At 58.6% G+C, this 21,230-nt stretch carries 20 protein-coding genes; 8 read left to right on the top strand and 12 right to left on the bottom strand.

Features of this window, described 5'->3' with window-relative positions; translation table 11 throughout:
* Positions 1-59 precede the first annotated feature (59 nt).
* Positions 60-1,592, bottom strand: a complete 1,533-nt coding sequence (locus G6L01_RS22400; RefSeq protein ID WP_070163277.1) for a UxaA family hydrolase — start codon at positions 1,590-1,592, stop codon at positions 60-62.
* Positions 1,589-2,302: a GntR family transcriptional regulator gene (locus G6L01_RS22395; protein WP_234891906.1), complete on the bottom strand. Its 714-nt coding sequence runs from the start codon at positions 2,300-2,302 to the stop codon at positions 1,589-1,591. The genes G6L01_RS22400 and G6L01_RS22395 overlap by 4 nt, the downstream gene beginning before the upstream one ends.
* 266 nt (positions 2,303-2,568) lie before the next feature.
* On the opposite strand from G6L01_RS22395, the gene G6L01_RS22390 reads away from it, so the two are divergent.
* From G6L01_RS22390 to G6L01_RS22355, 8 genes are all read left to right on the top strand, one after another.
* The gene (locus G6L01_RS22390; RefSeq protein ID WP_070163276.1) at positions 2,569-3,681 is read left to right on the top strand and encodes an iron-containing alcohol dehydrogenase; all 1,113 of its coding nucleotides are present in this window, start codon (positions 2,569-2,571) and stop codon (positions 3,679-3,681) included.
* Between the two features lie 41 nt (positions 3,682-3,722).
* On the top strand, positions 3,723-4,760 hold the full coding sequence (locus G6L01_RS22385; protein WP_070163275.1) for a sugar ABC transporter substrate-binding protein: 1,038 nt from the start codon (positions 3,723-3,725) through the stop codon (positions 4,758-4,760).
* A gap of 71 nt (positions 4,761-4,831) precedes the next feature.
* A complete protein-coding gene (locus tag G6L01_RS22380; protein ID WP_070163492.1) occupies positions 4,832-6,340 on the top strand; it encodes a sugar ABC transporter ATP-binding protein in 1,509 nt (502 codons plus the stop codon).
* Positions 6,337-7,329, top strand: a complete 993-nt coding sequence (locus G6L01_RS22375) for an ABC transporter permease (RefSeq protein ID WP_070163274.1) — start codon at positions 6,337-6,339, stop codon at positions 7,327-7,329. The genes G6L01_RS22380 and G6L01_RS22375 overlap by 4 nt, the downstream gene beginning before the upstream one ends.
* 3 nt (positions 7,330-7,332) lie before the next feature.
* Positions 7,333-8,340 carry an ABC transporter permease gene (locus G6L01_RS22370; RefSeq protein ID WP_070163273.1) on the top strand — a complete coding sequence of 336 codons (1,008 nt, stop codon included), beginning with the start codon at positions 7,333-7,335 and terminating at the stop codon, positions 8,338-8,340.
* Between the two features lie 16 nt (positions 8,341-8,356).
* Positions 8,357-9,388 carry an aldo/keto reductase gene (locus G6L01_RS22365; protein ID WP_071207152.1) on the top strand — a complete coding sequence of 344 codons (1,032 nt, stop codon included), beginning with the start codon at positions 8,357-8,359 and terminating at the stop codon, positions 9,386-9,388.
* Positions 9,389-9,407: 19 nt separating this feature from the next.
* The gene (locus G6L01_RS22360) at positions 9,408-9,833 is read left to right on the top strand and encodes an RbsD/FucU family protein (protein WP_070163271.1); all 426 of its coding nucleotides are present in this window, start codon (positions 9,408-9,410) and stop codon (positions 9,831-9,833) included.
* Between the two features lie 20 nt (positions 9,834-9,853).
* Positions 9,854-10,678 (top strand): amidohydrolase family protein, encoded by an 825-nt coding sequence (locus G6L01_RS22355; protein WP_070163270.1) that lies wholly within the window; start codon positions 9,854-9,856, stop codon positions 10,676-10,678.
* Positions 10,679-10,779: 101 nt separating this feature from the next.
* On the opposite strand, the gene G6L01_RS22350 is transcribed toward G6L01_RS22355, so the two are convergent.
* The 10 genes from G6L01_RS22350 to G6L01_RS22305 all read right to left on the bottom strand — a co-directional run bounded on the left by G6L01_RS22350 (position 10,780) and on the right by G6L01_RS22305 (position 21,200).
* Positions 10,780-12,171, bottom strand: a complete 1,392-nt coding sequence (locus tag G6L01_RS22350; RefSeq protein ID WP_070163269.1) for an NAD-dependent succinate-semialdehyde dehydrogenase — start codon at positions 12,169-12,171, stop codon at positions 10,780-10,782.
* A gap of 159 nt (positions 12,172-12,330) precedes the next feature.
* Complete coding sequence (locus tag G6L01_RS22345) at positions 12,331-13,407, bottom strand: ABC transporter ATP-binding protein (RefSeq protein ID WP_070163268.1); 1,077 nt, start codon at positions 13,405-13,407, stop codon at positions 12,331-12,333.
* Positions 13,404-14,204, bottom strand: coding sequence for an ABC transporter permease (locus tag G6L01_RS22340; protein WP_070163267.1), 801 nt, complete (start codon positions 14,202-14,204; stop codon positions 13,404-13,406). Before G6L01_RS22340 ends, G6L01_RS22345 begins: the two co-directional genes overlap by 4 nt.
* A gap of 1 nt (position 14,205) precedes the next feature.
* A complete protein-coding gene (locus tag G6L01_RS22335) occupies positions 14,206-15,108 on the bottom strand; it encodes an ABC transporter permease (protein ID WP_139190060.1) in 903 nt (300 codons plus the stop codon).
* An 86-nt stretch (positions 15,109-15,194) separates the two neighbouring features.
* A complete protein-coding gene (locus tag G6L01_RS22330) occupies positions 15,195-16,205 on the bottom strand; it encodes an ABC transporter substrate-binding protein (RefSeq protein ID WP_070163266.1) in 1,011 nt (336 codons plus the stop codon).
* Between the two features lie 80 nt (positions 16,206-16,285).
* Entirely contained in the window at positions 16,286-17,749 is a 1,464-nt protein-coding gene (locus tag G6L01_RS22325; RefSeq protein ID WP_070163265.1) for an aldehyde dehydrogenase, read from the bottom strand.
* 4 nt (positions 17,750-17,753) lie between these two features.
* Complete coding sequence (locus G6L01_RS22320) at positions 17,754-18,791, bottom strand: LLM class flavin-dependent oxidoreductase (RefSeq protein WP_070163264.1); 1,038 nt, start codon at positions 18,789-18,791, stop codon at positions 17,754-17,756.
* A gap of 3 nt (positions 18,792-18,794) precedes the next feature.
* Entirely contained in the window at positions 18,795-19,715 is a 921-nt protein-coding gene (locus tag G6L01_RS22315; RefSeq protein WP_070163263.1) for a flavin reductase family protein, read from the bottom strand.
* A gap of 31 nt (positions 19,716-19,746) precedes the next feature.
* Positions 19,747-20,577, bottom strand: coding sequence for an alpha/beta fold hydrolase (locus G6L01_RS22310; protein ID WP_420359976.1), 831 nt, complete (start codon positions 20,575-20,577; stop codon positions 19,747-19,749).
* Positions 20,578-20,597: 20 nt separating this feature from the next.
* A complete protein-coding gene (locus tag G6L01_RS22305) occupies positions 20,598-21,200 on the bottom strand; it encodes an amino acid synthesis family protein (RefSeq protein ID WP_060716131.1) in 603 nt (200 codons plus the stop codon).
* Positions 21,201-21,230: the final 30 nt, after the last annotated feature.

Genomic DNA, 21,230 nt, shown 5'->3' with positions numbered 1-21,230 from the left:
CTTTCCCCCCGAAAGGCGCATTCTACCAAGGCTTGAACTTGCTCCAATGCTCGTTGGTGTTACATGATCGCCCCGACCTGCCAGGGGACAAATTCATTGTCACCGTAATTGTAGATCTCACTCACTGTCCGCTCGCCCGACGCGGTGGCAACCACAGCCTCGAAAATCCGCTGCCCGACCGCCTCCACCGTCTCATCGCCGGTGACGATGGTGCCGCAATTGAGGTCCATGTCTTCCTGCATCCGCTCATACATTGGCGTGTTGGTGGCGAGCTTCAGCGATGGCGCCGGTTTGAAACCGGACACCGAACCGCGCCCGGTGGTGAAACAGATGACATTGCAGCCGCCCGCCACCTGGCCGGTCACGGCAATCGGGTCATAGCCGGGCGTATCCATGAAGACGAAGCCGGGTTCGTTGATGCGCTCGGCATATTCATAGACGGCGTTGAGCCTGGTCGTGCCGCCTTTGGCCACCGCACCCAACGATTTTTCCAGAATTGTGGTCAGCCCACCGGCCTTATTGCCATGGGATGGATTGTTGTTCAGCTCGGCCCTGCCCCGCGCCGCATAATCGCGCCACCATTCGATGCGCTCCAGCAGCTTTTGGGCCACATCAGGGCTTTTGGCCCGCCGGGTCAACAAATGTTCGGCACCGTAGATTTCCGGCGTCTCAGCCAGACATGCCGTGCCACCGTGGCGGACCAGCAGATCAGCAGCATAGCCAAGCGCCGGATTGGCGGAAATGCCGGAATACCCATCCGATCCTCCGCATTCGAGTGCTAGTTTCAGCTTGGACACCGGTTGCGGGGTGCGCTTCAATGCATTGACGGCGGGCAACATTGAATCGATGGCTGCAATCGCTGCTTCGATGGATTTGCGCGTGCCACCGGTTCCCTGAATGGTCAGCGTGTGAAATCTGTCGCTCTCGGTGAGGCCATGAGCGGCAAGCAAAGCCGGTATCTGGTTGGTTTCGCAGCCAAGGCCAATCATCACCACACCGCCGACATTGGCATGGGTGGCGTATCCGGCCAGTGTGCGGGTGAGATAGAGATAACCCTCGGTCGCGGTATTGATGGCGCAGCCGCCTGCATGGGTCAGCGCAATAACCCCATCGACATTGGCGAAATCATCGAGCCTGCCCGGCTGGGCATAATGCTGCGCCACGGCCTTGGCCACGGTGGCAGAACAGTTCACCGAAGAGACGATGGCGATGTAATTGCGCGTACCAGCCTCACCATTCTCCCGCTGATAGCCCATAAACGTCGCGGGCTGGGGCGCAAAAACAGGCTCCTGCGCGTCCACGCAAAATTCGTGGGCCAGTTCCACATCCCCCATCGCCATATTGTGGGTATGAACATGATCACCAACCGCAATAGGCTGCGTGGCAAAACCGATGATCTGGCCATATTTGATAATGGCCTGTCCCGGCTGAAGGGCCGTGATGGCAACCTTGTGTCCCTGGGTGATCCGGGCCGAAAGCTGCACGCCGCCAAGCTCTGGAAGCGCCACCGGCTCCAGCGTCAGCCGGGCAACGGCCACATTGTCACGCAAATTCAGCCTGAGCAGCGGCGAAGAAACCGAAGTCACTGTCATGGTCCTTCCTTTCCATCGAAAAGCGCGCCCTGGTCCTCATGCATTTTGGCCATGACGGCGAAGGAGGAATCCAGGTGGATGCGCATGGCCAGTTCGGCCTGATCGGCGTTTCGGGTTGCCAGCGCCCGCACAATCGTATCGTGCTGCTCGGTCACGACAGACAAATGCCCAGGCACAGGCGCACTGAGCTGGCGCATACGGTCGAGATGAACCTTGGCAAGCGTGATGAACTTCCAGATACGGGGATAGCCGCTGATCGTGGCAATGGCGCTGTGAAAGGCATCGTCGCAATCCAGATATTTTTCCAGCTGATTGCTATCGAGAATGGCCTGCATCTGCGTGATGATCGACTTCAGTTGCGCGACGTCGCGATCGGTAACATTGGCCACGGCCTTTCTGACGCTTTCGATTTCCAGCGCCCGGCGAATGACAAAGCCCTCTTCCGCGACAGTGAAGGAAATACGACTGACATAGGTGCCGGAATGGGGAAACACATCCACCAGCCCCTCATCCGCCAGCCGCTGCAAGGCCTCTCGAACCGGGGTGCGCGACACGCCGAATTCGGCACATAGATCTTTTTCCGAGATGATTGCCCCAGGCTGCATCTCCAGATGGACTATGGCTTGGCGCAACAACCAATATATCTGTTCAGCCTTTGGAATTGTCTTCATCTTATCCGTGCGCATCGCTATCTCAACAATTTCGGGCATTTTATCGCCTGTAGAGAAGTTTTCGAAAGCCTGTTGACAGGCGAATAATCATCTGACTTAGATAACTCATATATTGGTTGGCGGTGCAAGTGAAATTTTCAGCCCGCAGCCAGGAGGACTAAACCGAGCTGGCGAGGAGGCCGGCAGGCGCTTTCAAAATTTGGGAATGACGATTCTGGCCGACACTGTTTGCGCGTTGCGTGATGCAATGGCGACGGGAGATCTGTGTCTCACCTCGGCTGACAAACTATGGATGCAAGCGGATCATGGCGACAATCAATTATTTGACACGGATTGAATTCAACGAGGGCGCAATTTCAACATTGCCTGCGTTGCTGGCTGAACTCGGCGTGAAAAAGCCGCTGATCGCAACAGACAAAGGACTGGTTTCGACTGGTCTGGTTGCGAAAGTCCTCAGCCTGTTTGATGAAACACCCGCGGTGTTTGACGGCACTCCGGCCAATCCGACGGAAGAGGCCGTCACCCAGGCTTATGACCTCTATAAAAGCGCCGGATGCGACGGCATTGTCGGTCTCGGCGGCGGTTCCTCGCTCGATCTGGCCAAGGCCGTCCGGCTTCTGACCGGTCATGCGGCACCCTTGGCGCAATATACTGCTGTGGAAGGCGGCGCCTCAAAAATCCACGGGCGCATCTGTCCGATGATTGCCGTGCCAACCACATCCGGCACCGGTTCGGAAGTGGGCCGCGCTGCTGTGATCATCACCAGGGAAGGCCGCAAGCTCGGTATATTGAGCGGCCACATGCTACCCTCCATTGCGCTCTGCGACCCGGAACTGACCTATGGCCTGCCGCCGTTTTTGACCGCCGCAACCGGCATGGATGCCCTCTCCCACTGCCTGGAAACCTATATGGGTCCATCCGTCAATCCGCCTGCCGATGCGATTGCGCTCGACGGTTTGAAGCGCGGCTTTCCTGCCATTCGAAAGGCGGTTGCCAATGGAAGCGACCGGCAGGCGCGCTGGGACATGATGATGACTGCGCTGGAAGGCGCCATGGCATTCCAGAAAGGTCTCGGCGCCGTGCATGCGCTGACCCATCCGCTTGGCGCGATCCGCGAGCTTAATCTGCACCATGGCACGTTGAATGCAGTGCTGATGCCCGCCGTCTTGCGCTTCAACCGCTCCGTCATCGGCGCGAAATGGGACGTGATGGCAGACATCATGGGTGGCGCGCCGGATGAGGTCACGGCATCGCTGAACCACGATATCGGCATGCCATCTGGCCTGAAAGCCATGGGTGTGACGAAAGCGATGATGGAAAAAATCGCCGGAGAAGCCCTGAAAGACCATTGCCACGCCACCAATCCCCGGCTCGCCAGCCGGGAGGATTACCTGGCGTTGCTCCAGGAATCGGCCTGAAAACCGAGGCAACGAAAACAATCGAGTGGGAGGAGAACACAATGACTGACTTTGAGGAAACCAAGGATCGCAGCCGGTTCATGGGCGACCTGAAACTGAGCCGCCGTGGCGTATTGAGTGCAGGCGCAGCCCTCACCGTGGCAGCGGCCCTCAGCAAGCCGCGCCTGGCGGGTGCCGAGGATCTGAAATTCTGTGCGTCGCTTGGCTGGACCGTCTGGGAATCGGGTCGCCATATCGTCAATGGCTATAAGGATGCCGTTTCGCGTCTGGGCGGAACATTGACCATCGCCGATGCCAATTACGACATCAAGAAGCAAGCCGATCAAATCGCCTCCTTCGTTGCGTCCAAGCCAGCGGCGATCTTTATCACGCCCGCCGATGCCGCCGCGATTTCGCCCGCTGTGCAGGCAGCCGTAGCCTCCGGCATCCCGATTTTCTGTGGTGACAGCTATGTGCCAAACACCACGGTAACCTCCACCGCCATGTCGAATAATTTCGGCCTCGGGGCAGCCGGAGCGGAATATATTGCCAAACGGCTGAACGGCAAGGGACAGGTCGCCCTCGTTAGCCTGCCCTCCAACGAGTCCTGGGACCAGCGCACCTTGGGCGCAAAGTCGGTCTTCGTCCGCTTTCCCGATATCAAGGTCGTTTCAGAAATCGCCTTTGCCCTGGGCGGCACGACGACGCCCCGTCAGGTGGTGGACAACATCCTGACGGCCAACCCTGAATTAAACGCCATCTGGTGCGCCTGGGATGGTGCAGCCTCCGAAGGAACACTCGCCATTCGCGCCGCAGGCCGCAAGGTGTTCATCACCGGTATCGATGGTGGCCGCCAATCCTTTGAATATATCAAGGCCGGTTCGCCCTTTGCCATGACCATGGCCCAGAGCTTCTACGAAATGGCCTATATGAATGCCTTTTATGCCCATGAGGTCGTCGCAGGCCGCAAAGCACCGCGCTTCGTCATCACCCCGTCCTATGCGGTGACAGAGGACAGCCTGAAGCCCCTGAAGGACATTCCCGACAATTACGATCAACCGGGCGAAGCCATCAAACTGGGTTGGGCGCGCGCGCTTTAATCTGTCACTCCGGCAGGCGCGTCAGGCCTGCCGGCTCCATCAATACAGCCGGAAAGGCGCGGGTGCAGGATATGACAGCCATTCTCGACATGAAGGGAATCGAAAAACGGTTCGGCGTCGTCAAGGCGCTGGACAACGTCGATTTCTCGCTGGACGCAGGCGAAATCCACGCGCTGCTGGGCATCAATGGCGCGGGCAAATCGACCTTGATCAAGATCCTTTCCGGCGTCTATTCCAAGGATGCTGGTACAATCGTCATCGCCGGGGAAACGGTGGAACTCGGCAGCCCGGCAGCGGCAATTGCCTGCGGCATCGCGTCTGTGCAGCAACATCCGGAACTGGTCGATGACTTCACCGGCGTGGAAAACATTTTTCTTGGCCAGGAATCGACCAAGGCCGGTCTTGGCCGCCGCATAGATCGCAAAGTTCTGAAGACCGAAGCGGCCTTGCTGCTGAAACGCTTTCCGATCGAAGTCGATCTCGACCAGCGCGTCGGTGAAATGCCTGCCGTCGACCGAGAAATAGTCGCCATTCTGCATGCGCTCAGACGTGAGGATATCCGCATCCTCATTCTCGATGAGCCGACCTCGACGCTGACCGAGCGCGAAAAGACATCCCTGTTCCAATTGATGCGGCACCTGAAAGCGGCGGGCATCGCCATTATCTACATCACCCACCGGCTGGAAGAGGTTTTCGAGATAGGCGACCGCTTCACCGTGTTCCGGGCAGGAAAGCGCGTTGCCACCTTCACCTGCCGTGAGGCGCGCGACAGCAACATATCCATTCCCGAACTGATGCTGGATGAAAAGCCGGGCAATATCTTTCCTCCCAAGGCCGCCAGCGCCGCAGGGGAAGCACTTCTGGAAGTAGCGGGTCTTGAAAGACCGGGTCTGTTTTCCGGCGTGAGCTTCACCCTGCGGCGCGGCGAAATCCTCGGTATTTTCGGCCTCGTTGGCTCCGGCGCCGATGAATTATCAAAGGCGCTGTTCGGCGTTATCCGCCCCGACACCGGCACGATCCGCATCAAGGGCAAGCCGGTGACGTTGAAAGACCCGCATGACGCGCTGCGTAAGGGCATTTTCCTGGTTCCCGGCGACCGTCGCACCGAAGGCCTTACCCTGTCGCGCAATGTGATTTTCAACATGACATTGGCGCATCTGAAGAAAGCCTCGTTTTTGGGCGGGTTGTTGAAATTTTCCTCCAGCCGTAAAATTTCCGAGCAGTTGGCCCGCCGTGTTGCCCTTCACCCGATGACACTGGACCGCCCGGCCAGTGCCTTTTCCGGCGGGAACCAACAGAAGATCGTTATCGCCAAGGGGCTCTACCGCGATGCTGACATTTATATCTTCGTTGAACCAACGGTCGGCGTCGATATAGGCGCACGCGCCACGCTCTATGCGCTGATGCGGGAACTGTCGCAGCATGCGGGCGTGCTGGTGATTTCGTCCGATTGCGACGAGGTGCATGGCGTCGCCGACCGGATGATCGCCCTTTACAAAGGCCGCCCTGTTGCCGTCGCCGACCAGCGCCCCAGCCGCGACCAACTTCTGTCTGCCGGAATCATGGGAGCACGATCATGATTGCCTCGTTCAAATCCTCGCCGCTCGCCTTGCGGCTTTCCGCCTTCCTGATCCTGCTTTGCGCGATTGCGGTGGTCTTTCAGTCCTTCGCTCCCGCCTATCTGACCGAAAACAACCTGCACGCCCTGCTGCGCCATATGTCGGTCAACGGCTTGACGGCCATCGGACTGACCTTCGTCATTGTGGTTCGCCATTTCGACCTCTCCTTTCCAGGCGTTGCATCGTTGGGCGCAATGACACTCGGCTGGCTACTTGCCAATGACTACAGCCTGTCTGCGAGTGTGCTGGGCGGCATCGGCGTCGGGCTGATGGCCGGGCTGATCAACGGCACGGTCATTTCCTATCTACGGCTGCCCGATATCGTCACCACCATTGCCACCGGCGGCGTGGCTGTCGGATTGTCCTATTTCTACAGCAACGGCACATCGATTTCGGAAAACTTCTTCATGTCGGGCATCCTCGACCTGAACGATTCAAAATTCCTGGCGCTCGACATGCCCGTGGTCATCCTGCTGGCAACGGCCATCGTGGCTTTCGTTATCCTGCACTGTACCCGCTTTGGCAGGGCCTTTTATGCGACAGGCGAAAACCGGCGTTCGGCGGTGTTTTCCGGCATCAGGGTGAAGACCTATATCCTAACGGCCTTCGGCCTTTGCGGCGCGCTGAGCTGTCTTGGCATCACGCTGCTGGTTGCCTCATCGGGGGCAGCCAATGTGACGGCGGGCAACCAGTTGATGATGCCAGCCTTTGCCGCCGTTTACCTCGGGGCTGCCCTGTTTGGTTCCCCCTCCATTCCAGCGACGCTTGCCGGGGCGCTATTGATGTCGGCCATGCTGAACGGCTTCACCCTGCTTGCCATTCCCTATTATTACAGTGACGCCATTGTCAGCACCGTGCTGATCCTCGCCATTGGCATTTTCGATCCGAAGCTCACAACGCTGTTTGGCGACATTTTCGGCCGAAAAGCAGCGGGTAAAAACGGGAGATAACGGATGAAAAACGCAACGGATATCACCATGACGACTGTGCAAAGTGCCGCAACTCCGGGCCGGGTGGACATGCAGGGATTTTTCCTGCGCTACGGATTATTCCTGCTGCTGGTGCTGCTTATTGTTCTGTTTGCTTGGCTGCGCCCCAGCTTCGTCAGTGGTGGTAACATCAATGACATGCTGCGCTCAGCCAGCATCGCGGCACTGATGTTTCTGGGGCTGACCTGGATCATTGCGGCAGGTGAAATCGATGTCAGCTTCATGTCCGTTGCAGCGCTTGCCAATATGGTCGTGGCAGCCCTGGTTGCATCAGGCCAAAACTGGGCGGTGGCCTGCCTTGCGGGCTTGTTGCTCGGCCTCGTTTTTGGTCTGGTAAACGGACTGCTTGTGGCGATCTTCAAGCTTCCAGCCCTTGTCATCACCATCGCCACGGGCGGGCTGGCCGGATCGATTGCCGCTGCAATCGGCCTCGGCACATCGATTTCCCTCTCCTCCACCGGCTTTATCGGCTCTCTCCTGCACGTCAACCTCGGCATCATCCCGCTGCTGACGGTCATCGTCGCGCTTCTCTATGCCACCGCCTGGTTTATTCAGGAAAGGCTGACCTTTGGCCATTATCTCTATGCCATGGAGCAGAACCGCGCCGCCGTGATCGAAGCGGGCGTGCCAGTCAACCGATTGCTGCTGATGCTCTACGTGCTGTCTGGCCTTGTGTCGGCGCTGGCAGGGATCCTGCTGACAGCCGATCTCTCGTCAGGTCAACCCTATATCGGCAGTTCCTATTTCATCGACGGCCTGACCTCAGTTCTGCTGGGGGGCATGGCGCTGAAATACGGCAAGCCCAATGTCATAGGCACCGTCACCGCCGTTCTGCTCCTGGCCACACTTTTGAGCGGCGCCGCCCTGCTCGGCTGGACGGATGCGCAACGCCAGATCGTGCGCGGCCTGCTGCTGCTATGCGGCGTCGCCACGGTTGTCTGGGCAAGGCGCAAGACCCGCGCCCACATTTAAAGCCAAGGGAAACACCATGAAAGCGACTGAAAAACGCCCGATCGGCAAGACCGGCCTGACTGTCACCGCGCTTGGCGTCGGCACAGCCCCGCTAGGCGGATTGTATGCGTCTGTAGCCAAAGATGATGCCACCGCCATGCTTGATCATGCCTGGGAGGCTGGTATCCGCTATTTCGATACAGCACCCATGTATGGCAATGGCCGTTCCGAACATCTTGTTGGGGAATTATTGCGGGAGAAAAATCCCGAGCAACGAGACTGGGCGATCAGCACCAAGGTCGGAAGGTTGATGACCACGGAGCGGGTGGGCCGAAAGCTTCCCCCGGCTCCGCCGAAAAACCCGCTCGATCCTGGCTGGTGGAACGGCTTGAATTTCCGCGAGGTGTTTGATTACAGCTATGACGGCATCATGCGCAGCTTCGATGACAGCCAGCAGCGATTGGGCTTTCCCAATCCCGACATTCTCTATGTGCATGACATCGGCAGCGTCACCCATGCCGATCTGCACGAGCATCACTGGTCAGCTTTGACCAGGAGGGGCGGCTTCCGGGCATTGACGCAATTGCGCGATGCAGGTGACATCAAAGGCTTCGGCCTTGGCGTCAACGAATGGCAGATCATCCGCGATGCGCTGGAAGAGGCTGACCTCGACTGTTCCATGCTGGCGGGCCGCTATACGTTGCTGGACCAGGATGCGGAACAACAGTTTCTGCCATTGGCCCAGAAACGCGGCATGGCGCTGGTGGTTGCGGGCGTCTTCAATTCCGGCATTCTTGCCTCAACGACAGGTCGTCGCAAGTTCAACTACGCCGATGCTCCGCAGGATATTGTCGATAAGGCCGAAAGGTTGAGGGTCATCTGCGACAGTTTCGCCGTGCCGCTTCCCGCCGCCGCCATCCAGTTTCCGCTGCGCCATCCGGCTGCGACCTGCGTGGTGATCGGCGCAAAAACCGCAGAGCAGATCTCCACCAATATTGGCTGGTTCGAACAGGACATTCCCGAGGATCTTTGGGCGCAACTGCGCGCCGAAGGCCTTATAAGCCATTAACCTACCCCGGAGGACGACCATGCTGAAAACCATCAACCCGCTTTTGACCGGCGATCTTCTCGCTATCCTCGCAGATATGGGCCATGGCGATGAAATCGTTATCGCCGACGCCAACTTCCCCGCCATCACCGCCGCCAACCGTCTGGTGCAGATGCCGGGCATCGACGCATGTGCTGTGATGGAGGCCATTCTCTCGCTGATGCCGCTTGATGATTTTGTCGAATACCCAGCTGGCGTAATGGACGCGCCGGGCGAGCGGCCTGCCATCTATGCCGAATTCGAAACAATCATAGAGAGCGCCGAAAATCGCAAAATCGAACTGGATCTCATCGACCGCTTCGCTTTCTACGACCGGTCCAAAGCCGCCTTTGCGGTGATCTCAACCGGCGAGCGGCGACTGTACGGCAATATCATCTTGAAGAAGGGCGTGGTTCGTCCCGCATAAGCCAGAGTGAAAAGTTTCGGATGCTCGACAGCCATCAACATTTCTGGAAAGTCGACCGTGGCGATTACGGCTGGCTGACGCCTGATCTCGGAGCGATTTATCGCAATTTCCTGCCAAAGGATCTGGAACCCGACATGCGCCGGGCCGGAATAACCCGGACCATTCTGGTTCAGGCGGCGGAAACCCAGGCAGAGACCGATTTTCTGCTGACGATCGCCGCAAAGACTGACTTCGTTGCAGGTGTTGTCGGCTGGCTCGATCTGGAAGCCGATGATTTTGCCACCCGGCTGAAACACTACCGTACAAATCCTGATTTCATCGGCATCCGTCCCATGCTGCAAAGCTTGGCCGACGACACCTATATCCTGCGCCCGAAGGTGATCGATAGCCTCAAAGCCATTGCTGACAGCGGCCTGCCTTTCGATATTCTGACCTTCCCGCGCCATTTACCGCATGTGATCGCGGCACTGAAACAGGTGCCGGACCTGAAGGCCGTGGTCGATCATATTTCCAAGCCGCAGATTGCCAAAGGCACACTTGACCCGTGGCGCGACCATATGACGGAAATCTCCGGTTTCAGCCAGGTCTGCTGTAAGGTTTCCGGCATGGTCACAGAAGCCAATCCGGATTGGACGCTTGACGATTTTCGTCCCTATGTGGACCATGTTATCAAATGTTTCGGTCCCAACCGGCTGATGTTTGGCAGCGATTGGCCGGTTTGCACGCTGGCCGCCAGCTATGGCGAAGTTGCCAATCTGGCCCGCACATTGTTGTCCGCCCATTTCGGCCCTGATGATCTCACGCTGATTTTCGAGACCAATGCGCGCCGTTTTTACGGTGTCTGAATGGGATGTCTCAGCGAAGGAGCAAAACGTCCCTTTACGTCAAACGCCCACCTTGGTCTTATAAACAGACCGAGGTGAGCATTTGATTTTACGTATTAAAATCAGAACGGTGCATCAATATCAACGACATCGATCAGCTTGTGGTTGACGAATTCCTTGATGCCGAGGCCCAGCAATTCGCGGCCATAGCCCGAACGTTTGACGCCACCGAACGGCAGGTCCGCCTTGACCATGGTCGGGTGGTTGATGAACACCATGCCAGTGGTGATCCGGTGGGCAAGCGCGACACCGCGCGCGGTGTCCCGGGTAAAGATCGAGCCACCCAAACCATAGGGCGTATCATTGGCGATGCGGATCGCGTCATCGTCATCCTTGGCGCGAAACAGCATGGAGACCGGGCCGAAAAACTCCCAATAACGGGCCGGATTGTCGTCGGCCAGATCGGTCAGGATGGTTGGCTGCACGAAAGCGCCCTGGTTTGGCACCGGAGGCCCGACTTCCGTTGCCGTTGCCCCATAAGACACGGCTTCGGCAATCTTTTGACGGATCTCGTCGGCAGCCCCTTGTGAGGATAGCGGCGCAAGCGTTGTTTGCGGATCGAACGGATCACCGGCTTTCAGCCCGGCGACACCGGTTTTGTATTGCTCCAGAAAAGCATCATAGACCGCATCAACGATAATCATCCGCTTGGATGAGACGCAGACCTGACCGCCATTCCAGTGGCGACCGAAGACCGCCCATTTCACGGTCTTTTCCAGATCGGCATCGGCCAAGACCACGAAGGCATCGGCGCCTCCCAGTTCCATGGTGGATTTTTTCAGCGCCTGCCCCGCCTGCGCGGCAATGGTGGCGCCCGCGCCTTCCGAACCGGTCAAAGCCACGCCATGGACGCGCGGGTCGTTGAGGATCATTTCCACCTGGGTCCGCGTCGCATAAAGATTGGTGAACCCACCCTTCGGCAGACCGGCCTCCAGCATCAACCGCTCAAAAGCTGCTGCGCATTGCGGCACATTCGACGCATGCTTCAACAGCATGGTATTCCCGGCCGACAGCTGAGGCGCGATAATCCGAGCGATCTGGTAATAGGGGAAATTCCAGGGCTCGATGGCCAACAGCACACCGAGAGGCTCATGCACCAGGATCGCCTCACCTTCAGCCCTATGGGCGACGGGAAGCTGTTCCGGCTTCAACAGGCGTTCGGCATTGATCGCGTAGTAATCGAGGATATCGGCAGACAGGCCCACCTCGGCCCGTGCTTCGGACATCAGCTTGCCCATTTCCAGGGTCAGCAGCTTGGCATAATCATCCGTCTGGCCGCGCAGGATTTCGGCGGCAGCATGCATGACCTTGGCCCGCTCGGCAAAGGATGTCTGCCGCCATTGCTGAAATGCGGCATCCGCCGCCGTAATGGCCGCCTGAACGGCAGCGTCGGTTGCTTCGGGAAAAGTGATAAGAGTTTCGCCAGTATAGGGATTGGTTGTTGCGTAAGCCATGGAACCGTCCTTTGCAGTCATTGCTGCGGCGCGCATTACCGACATCGGTCGCGTCGATGAGGTAATGATAGCGCTGAAGGTGGTTCTGGCCGTTGATCCTAATCAAGATCGTAAAAGTTGTAGATTATAGCATTTTCAGGAAGCTGTTCTCCCAAAGCGCTATTCTGCAAAAACATGCGCCGACGCCGGATCGAACCCCAGCGCAACAGGCGCACCGATCGTCAATCCATCCAGTGCGGCATGGCCGAAGGGCAGACGCACGGACAGGCCATGCCCGCCTTCGCTCAATAGCGCGATATGAATGGTATTGCCGAGAAACGTAATGTCCTCAATCTTGGCAGCAAGCATTCCCGGTCCTTGAGCCGAAAACAACGTCAACCGCTCCGGGCGCAGCATCAGCATGGCATTGCTTCCACTCTGCGCCTTCCCATGCAGCGGAATATTTCCGATTGCCAGATAATCACCAAGGCGGATTTCGGCCTTACCCTCCCTGGTATCGGTCACCACGCAGGGCAGAAAATCGCTGTCCCCGATAAACTCCGCCACAAACCGCGTCGCCGGATTGGCGTAAAGCTCGGCGCCGGTGCCGATCTGGTCGATCACCCCCTTGGAAAACACCGCAATCCGGTCGGAAAGCCGCAGCGCCTCTTCCTGGTCATGGGTGACGTAAAGGATGGTAACATCCGTTTGGTGATGGATGCGGCGGATCTCGTGCTGGATTTCCTCGCGCAGCTTTTTGTCCAGCGCCGAAAGCGGTTCGTCCATCAAAAGCACCGGTGGATCATAGGCCAGCGCCCGTGCCAGCGCGACGCGCTGCTGTTGGCCACCGGACATTTGCGCCGGTTTGCGATCCTCATAGCCTTCCAGCCGCACCAATTGCAGCATCTTGCGGACACGCTCGGTGATATCGGCCTTCGACCAGCCGCGCATTTTCAGCGGAAAGGCAATGTTCTGGCCGACCGATAAATGCGGAAACAGCGTGTAGCGTTGAAATACCATGCCGATATTGCGTTGGTGCGATGGGGTCTGCAACACGCTCTTGCCCGATAGCAGCATATCACCCGCACTCGGCTGTTCGAAACCGGCGAGAATATAAAGCGTCGTGCTCTTGCCTGACCCGGAAGGACCGAGAAAAGTCATGAACTCGCCCTTTGCCACCTCAAGATTGACATCCTGCACCGCGACCACCGGGCCGTATTGCTTGCGGATACCGCGAATTTCCAGAAAAGGCGTCATGCTTTCAGTCCTTTGCGCACCAGGGCGGTGATCAACATCAACGCGATGGTGACGACGATCAGAAGGGTGGAGGCGGCGGCAATCACCGGCGTCAGATCCTGACGCAGCGTTGCCCAGATCTTGACAGGCAGGGTTTGCAGCGTCGGGCTTGCCATGAAGATCGCCAGAACGACCTCATCCCAGGAGGTCAGGAAGGAAAACACCGCCGCCGAAAACAATCCATGACCAATGCAGGGCAGCGTAATCAACAGCCGCGCCTTCAGCGGCGAGGCACCGCAGAGCACGGCGGCATCCTCGATGGATTTATCGAAGCCTTCCAGCGCGTTGGTCAGTGCGAGAATGGAAAAAGGCAAGGCGACAACCAGATGGGCGATGACGAAACCGAGTGTCGTGCCGTTCAGCCCGATGCGCAGGAAAAACGCATAGAGCGCCACGGCCAACACCACGACGGGCAGGATCATCGGCGTCATGAACAGTGCTCGCAAAGTATTCCGCCCCAGAAACCGACCACGCACCAGGCCGAACGACGCACAAAGCCCGATCAGCACCGACAGGATCGTGACGATGACGGCAATGCGAAAGCTGGTCCAGGCCGCATCCAGCCAGCGCGGATCGGCAAATAGCTGGGCGTACCATTTGGTGGTCCAGGCGGGTGGCGGAAAAATCAGCCATTGCGAGGAGCCGAAGGACAGGGCGGCGATAAACAGGATCGGCAGCAGGAGAAAAGCCGCCGTCAGCAGCGTGATGACCAGCAAAATCCATTTCCAGACACCAAGGCTGTTGAAATTCAAAAGCATGTCAGCGCCCTCCCTCACCGGCTGCGCCGAACAGCTTCAATTGCAGGGCATAAAGGCTCAACGTCACCACCAGCAGCACCAGCGCCGCCGCACCGCCCATGCCCCAATTGACCAAGGATTGCACGAATTGGGCGATCAACTCGGCCAGCATCATATTGGATGTGCCGCCCAGCAGCGACGGTGTAACGAAATAGCCAAGTGACATGACGAACACCATCAACCCGCCAGACACCAAGCCCGGCATGGCAAGCGGCAGCAGCACCGTCACCAGAGCCTGCCAGCGCGTCGCTCCGCAAAGTGCTGCCGCCTGCAACAGCGCCGGATCGATCTTGCGGATCACCCCATAGAGCGGAATGATGATGAAGGGCAGCATGATGTAGCTCATCCCGATGGTCACACCGACGAGATTGTTGACCATCACCAGCGGCGTATCGATCACACCGAGACTGATCAGCGTTTTGTTGATGACCCCGGTGCGCTGTAACAGCACCATCCAGGCATAGGTGCGGGCGAGAAGGTTGGTCCACATCGACAGCAAGACGATCGCAAAGATCACGGAGGCCAATCGTTGCGGCATGATCGCCAGCGCCCAGGCGACGGGAAAGCCAATCACGAGCGAGATTGCCGTGACCAGGGCCGAGACAAAAAACGTGTTGAAGAAGATTTTCAGATAGGTCGCGCTTCCCAGCAATGCGCCGTAATTGCCAAGGCCGAGAACCGGCTCCGTCACCGAGCGCGTCAGCAGAGCCAGCACCGGCAGAACGAAGAAGATCAGGATCAGCACCAGCGCCGGCAGGGTCGCGGCTTTATTGCCGAAACCCCACCGGTTTCTAACGGGCTGTTCAATAGTCGAGATCGGGGACGCCATGCCGTTTCCTTGCGAAACCCGTCCGACATCGTGCATTTAAAGGATGCAACATGCCGTAACGCTGAGGACGCTCCGGCACCGGATGTTTACGGTGCCGGAAATGTCTTACTTTAGAGTATGGCTTACTTCGACTGCCAAGCGTACCAACGCTCACCAATCTCGTCACGGTGCTTGGCCCAGTAGGCCATGTCAGCATTGACCTGCGACGCGGTCTGCTGGTCCGGCAAGGTCTTGGCGATGGCGGGGTCCATCAGCGCCGGTGACTTGGTATTCACAGGCGCATAACCGGTCCCTGCTGCCATCTCGGCCTGACCCGCGGGCGAGGTTGCGAAAGCGATGAACTTCATCGCCGCTTCCTTGTTCTTGGTGCCCTTCGGCACGACCAGCGCATCGGCTGCCGTGATATTCTGCGCCCAGGAGGTTTCAACCGTCACACCGGTCGCGGCCAGCGCCGTCAACCGGCCATTCCAGAACGAGCCGAACGGGGCTTCGGCAGAGGCCAGCAATTGCTGCGACTGCGCACCGCCCGACCACCAGATGATGTCGGATTTGATGGTGTCGAGCTTCTTGAAGGCGCGGTCGAGATCAAGCGGATAAAGCTTATCCGGCGTCACGCCATCCGCCAACAACGCGGCTTCGATCACGCCTGGCGCTGACCATTTGTAGAAAGTGCGCTTACCGGGAAATTTCTTGGTGTCGAACAGGTCCGTCCAGCTTTTCGGGCAAGCGGCGACAGCGTCCTTGTTGCAGCCGACCACGAAGGAATAATAAAAGCTGCCGACCGAATAATCCGTCACAAAACGCGGATCGAGCGTTGTCTTATCGATGGTCTTAAAGTCGAGCTTTTCCAGCAGGCCCTTGTCGCCAGCTTGAATCGCATAGTCGCCCTCGACATCGACGACGTCCCAGTTCACGCCCTTGGCCTCGACCATGGCTTTGATCTTGCCGTAATCGGTCGGGCCGTCCTGAAGGACGTTGATGCCTTCTTTCGCGGTGAATTTATCCGCCCAGGCGGATTTCTGCACGTCCTGCGTGGTGCCGCCCCAACTGGTGAACACCAAGTCAGCGGCCAGTGCCTGACCGGAGACGCCCAAGAGCAAAGCCAGCGATGCGATAATCGTTTTGTTTTTCATGTTCCCTTGTCCTTGTTTGATTGTGCCTTACCCGGATGCCGGTTGCTTCTTTTGGGCCATCCATCCGGGGCATGTTCTTATCACCGCATCACGAACGGATCGGGAAACGGGTCGTCTGAGGTTTTCAGCCAGACCGTCTTGGTGCGGGTATAGTCCAGTACCGCGGCCATGCCGCCTTCCCGCCCATGGCCGGACAAGCCAAAGCCGCCAAAAGGTGCAATCGGCGAAACGGCGCGGTAGGTATTGACCCAGACGACGCCAGCGCGCAGCCCGCGTATCATCCGATGCGCGCGTGCCAGGTTTTGGGTAAACACGCCTGACGCCAGACCATAGGCCGTATCATTGGCCAGATGCAGCGCTTGCGCCTCACTCTCAAAAGACACCACGGACAGGACCGGCCCGAAAAATTCCTGCGCCATGGAGGGCGAGTTGACGCCATCGCAATCGAGAATGGTCGGCAGATAGAAGTTACCCGGACCATCTGGGCGCTGCCCTCCCGTCACCAGCCGGGCGCCTGCGGCAAGCGAGGCCTTCACCAGCGCATCGACATGATCCTGCTGGCGTCTTGTGGCGAGCGGTCCCACCTCCGTTGCCATATCCAGCGGACTCCCAATGCGGATTGCTTCGGCCTTCTCCTTCAACCGGGCCAGGAATGCACCCTTGACCGAGCGCTCGACAATCAACCGCGATCCGGCAACGCAGGATTGGCCGGTGGCTGCAAAAATGCCGGAGACCTGCGCATTGGCTGCACTTTCCAGATCCGCGTCGGCAAAGACGATGAACGGCGACTTGCCGCCAAGTTCCAACGAGGTGGAAGCCAGATTTTCCGCCGAATTGCGCACCACGTGCCGCGCTGCCTCCGGCCCACCGGTGAAGGCCACATGTGCAACCCTGGGATGACGGGTGAGTGCTGCACCGCAAGCAGGCCCGAAGCCGGTAATGATATTGACAACACCGGGCGGAAATCCCGCCTCATGCACCAGCCGGGCAAATTCCAGCATCGGGGCCGGACCGTCTTCCGAGGCCTTCACCACCATCGTACAGCCAGCGGCCAGCGCCGGGCCGATCTTGACCGCCGAGAGAAACAATTGGCTGTTCCACGGAATGACCATAGCAACCACACCGACCGGCTCACGACGTAGCCAGACATCCATATCCGGCTTGTCGATCGGCAGTGTCGAACCTTCGATCTTGTCGGCAAGCCCCGCATAATAGCGATAGTAATCGGCGACATAGGCAATTTGCGAGCTTGTCTCACGGATGATTTTGCCGGTATCGCGGGTTTCCAGCTCCGCAAGCCTTGGCGCATTGGCGGCAATCAGATCGGCCAGCCGGTAGATCAGCTTGCCACGCTGGGTGGCGGTCATTTTTGCCCATGGCCCGGCATAGAGTGCCGTATGGGCCGCGTCCACTGCGCGGTCCACATCCGCTTCGCGCGCTTCCGGCATATCGGCCCAGACCTCGCCAGTGGCCGGATCGAGGCTTTCAAACCGCGCCTCGCCGTCACTGAAGGTGCCATCGATGTAAAGCTGGAAACGCTGCATCGCTTTACTCCGCAAAGGCTGGCATGACATCGGCAATGAAGCGCTCCAGCGAGCCTTTCTTGCGCTCGAAGCTCATGCCAGTGTCGATCCAGAAGGAAAACTCATCATAGCCCAGCGCCTCATAGCGTTTCAGCCGGGCGATCACGTCATCCGCTGTACCAACAGCCATATTGGCCCGCATCACCTCGGGCGCCAGCATGGCGTTGGCGTCGATATCCTCCTGGCTCAACCTTTCGATCAGGCCCTGGTGGATTGGACGCTCGTTTTTGAACCACGCGAAGAAGTAATTGTAATAGGTGCTCAACTCCCTGGCCGCTTGGGCGATATCGGCCTCGCTGGAGCCGACATAGCTATGCAGCAGCAGCATGATTTTCGGGCGCGGCAGATCGGGGGACTTCTCGCAGGCGTCGTTAAACCGTTGCATCAGAGTTTCGATTTCGCCGTCGCCATTCCACAGCGGCGTCACCTGCACATTGCAGCCATTGGCCACGGCAAAATCATGCGAATTGGGATCACGCGCCGCCACCCACAGCGGGATCGGTTCCTGCAAAGGTTTCGGTGCCGAGGTGGTCGCCGGAAAATTCCAGAACTCTCCCTGATGGGCATAGTCGCCAGCCCAGACGCCTTTGACGGCTGGGATCAGTTCGCGCATCCGCTGGCCAGCGGTCCAGGCATCCAGGCCCGGCATCAACCGCTCATATTCAAAGGAGTAGGCGCCACGGGCGATGCCGATATCCAACCGGCCATTGGTGATCAGGTCGGTCATCGCCGCCTCGCCCGCCAGCTTGATCGGGTGCCAGAAGGGTGCAATCACCGTTCCCGTTCCAAGGCGGACGTTTTTCACCCGGTTGGCCAGATCGGCAATGGTCACGAATGGGTTGGGCGCAATGGTGAAATCCATCCCATGGTGTTCGCCGGTCCAGATCGCATGCATGCCGCCCTTATCGGCGATCTCGCAGAGTTGCAGAAATTCCTCATAGAGGCTCTTGTGGCTCTGGCTGGCATCGAGCCGTTCCATATGGACGAAGAGAGAGAACTTCATGGATCAAGCCTTCCTGGCAATGGAGTGAACCCGGCCTGCCGTCTCATTGCCAACATAGACGCCGAAATTGCCAAGCGAGCTTTCTGCCGCGAAGCGATTGAGAATATCTGCCGTGGCCGACCCGCCCACACCGACAAGCTGGTCAACCGGGAGGAAATTGCCGCATTTCGGCACGCCAGTAGCGGCAAAGGCGCGGTAAACGATATGCTGGCATGCCTCGCTCTTGTCTTCGTAGACGGAATACAGAAACCCGATGGTGATACCGAGCCCAGTCAACTGTTCGAGATGGGCTTTCAAATCCTGCAACGGCTCGCCGCTGACCGCATGACAACCCGGCAGGCTGCGGCCACCTTCGCCCACCAGAAGCACCTCGCCATCACGCTCGATAACGGCGCTCAGATGCAGCGGGCCATCGCTAGCGGCGCTGACGGCTTTTTCGGCAAGGGCTGGCGTGAAATAACCGCCGCGCGCATAGCCCAGCCCGTTCAACTCGCTTTTGTCGAATGCCTGTACCCGCCCCAATAACACGACATGGTCGCCTGCCTCGATCACCTGTTCCAAACTGCAATCAAACCAGGCACACGTCCCGGAAAACACTGGCGACCCATGAGGACCAAGCCGCCAGTCCACAGTAGCAAACCGGTCTTCGACCGGCCGGGCGAAGGTGTTGGACACCTCCTTCTGCCCGTCGGACAAGATATTGACCGCAAAGCCTTCGGCCTTGGTCATCACCTCAAAATTGCGCGAGGTCTTAGCCAGACAGACCAGCAGCAAAGGCGGATCGAGCGAAACCGATGTGAAGGAATTGGCGGTAAAGCCGATTGGAGAACCGTCAGGACCAAGCGTGGTGACAACGGTGACGCCGGTGGCGAAAGCGCCGAAGGCATCGCGCAGGCTGCGGGGATCGATTATCGCTTCGCTCATCCGCGCGCCTCACTGTTGGTTTTATCGGCACTCATTGACGTGCCTCCGGTAAAGCCAGCCACGCGGCCATGATGTCATGCACCTCTTGCGGTGCCGTGAGATTGACCATGTGGCGATGGCCGGGAACGATCCTGGCAATACCTTGCTGCGCCTGCCCCGCCATGGCCTCAGCCATTTCAGCCGTCGAGTTCGGATCACCGGCACCCGTCAGGAACAGGGCCGGACAGGCAACCTGCGGCCAGCAGTCCGCATAGGTTTCATCCCCATTGGCAAAGGCACGGTAAGCGGTGGCATAGGCATCGACATTCATTTGCCGCAGGCATTGCTCGGTCAGGGCGCGAGCGGCAAGGCTGACGGCATCGCTGTCGAACCAGCGCTTCAACGGCCCTTCAATATCAATGCCGTCAGCGGCAATCGACTCTGCCCGGGCAAGAACCGCAGCCTTAGCCGACGCATCACGCCGGTAGACGCCATTCACCAGCGCCACCCGCCGGATTTTCTGCGGAAAGCTGGCGACGGCACCGCCTGCAATCAACGCGCCCATCGAATGACCGGCCAGATTGACCGGTCCAAGATTGATTTCCTCCAGAAACCGGCCGAGCCAGGCAACGAAATCCGGCAGCTCACTGCCTTTCGGCAAGGCAAGACTCTGACCATGGCCCGGCATATCGACGGCGATGACCCGATGGTTGGCGGAAAGGCTTGCCATTTGCGGCCACCATGCTTCCAGCCGCATGCCGACGCCATGCACCAGCACCAGCGGCTCGCCGGCGCCTTGCTCCACATAAGCGGTTCCATCAGGGGTAATTTGGCGCTCGACCGCCGGAAATGGCGATGGAGCCGTGCCACGCATTGCTGCCATCTCCATGGTCCCGCCCCCGCTTATACGCCCGCCGGGTTGGCGACATCCTGGCCCAGATCTTTCAGATCCTGATAGCGGTCACCAATCCGGTGATGGGGCCTTCCGCCAACAGACGCCCCAAGCCCAACGACAATTTCGTCGGCCGCTGGCGCATCGGCAATCGCCGTCTGGATCGTCAGATAATGGGAACGGCGTCCTTCGTCATTCTTGTCCATCAACGGGATCATGATTGGGGCATTGGCCGGACCGCGCGTATTGCAGAAGGCGAGATAGGATTTCGCCCCCACCGCCGTGCGGTAATGGTTGCCGAACCGCAACGTATGGATCAGCGCCGAAGCATGTTCTATCTCGCCATCAAGACCGACAACGGCAACCTTGCCATAGGCTTCGACCGCCTCGCCGGAGCCAACGGCCTCTAGGATCATACCGGTCAGAAGTTCACCGAGAACCGGAGCACATTGATGGATTTCCGGCTTCAGATCCTCAACAAAGCCGCGCCCGGCCCAAGGATTTTTAACGACGGCGAAGGCTGCGTAGAGTTTCAGCGGCTTGGGCGCCGCCTTGCCTCCTTCCACTAAAGTGGTCTCCACATGCAGAAGAGTTTTGCGGATTTGCAGGGCCATGGCTTACCTCAAATATCAACGTTGGTATTA

This window comes from Agrobacterium vitis (genome assembly GCF_013337045.2).
GTDB lineage: Bacteria > Pseudomonadota > Alphaproteobacteria > Rhizobiales > Rhizobiaceae > Allorhizobium > Allorhizobium vitis_B.
Note: the sequence above shows the minus strand (reverse complement) of the source record. Positions and strands in the feature narration are given on the sequence as shown.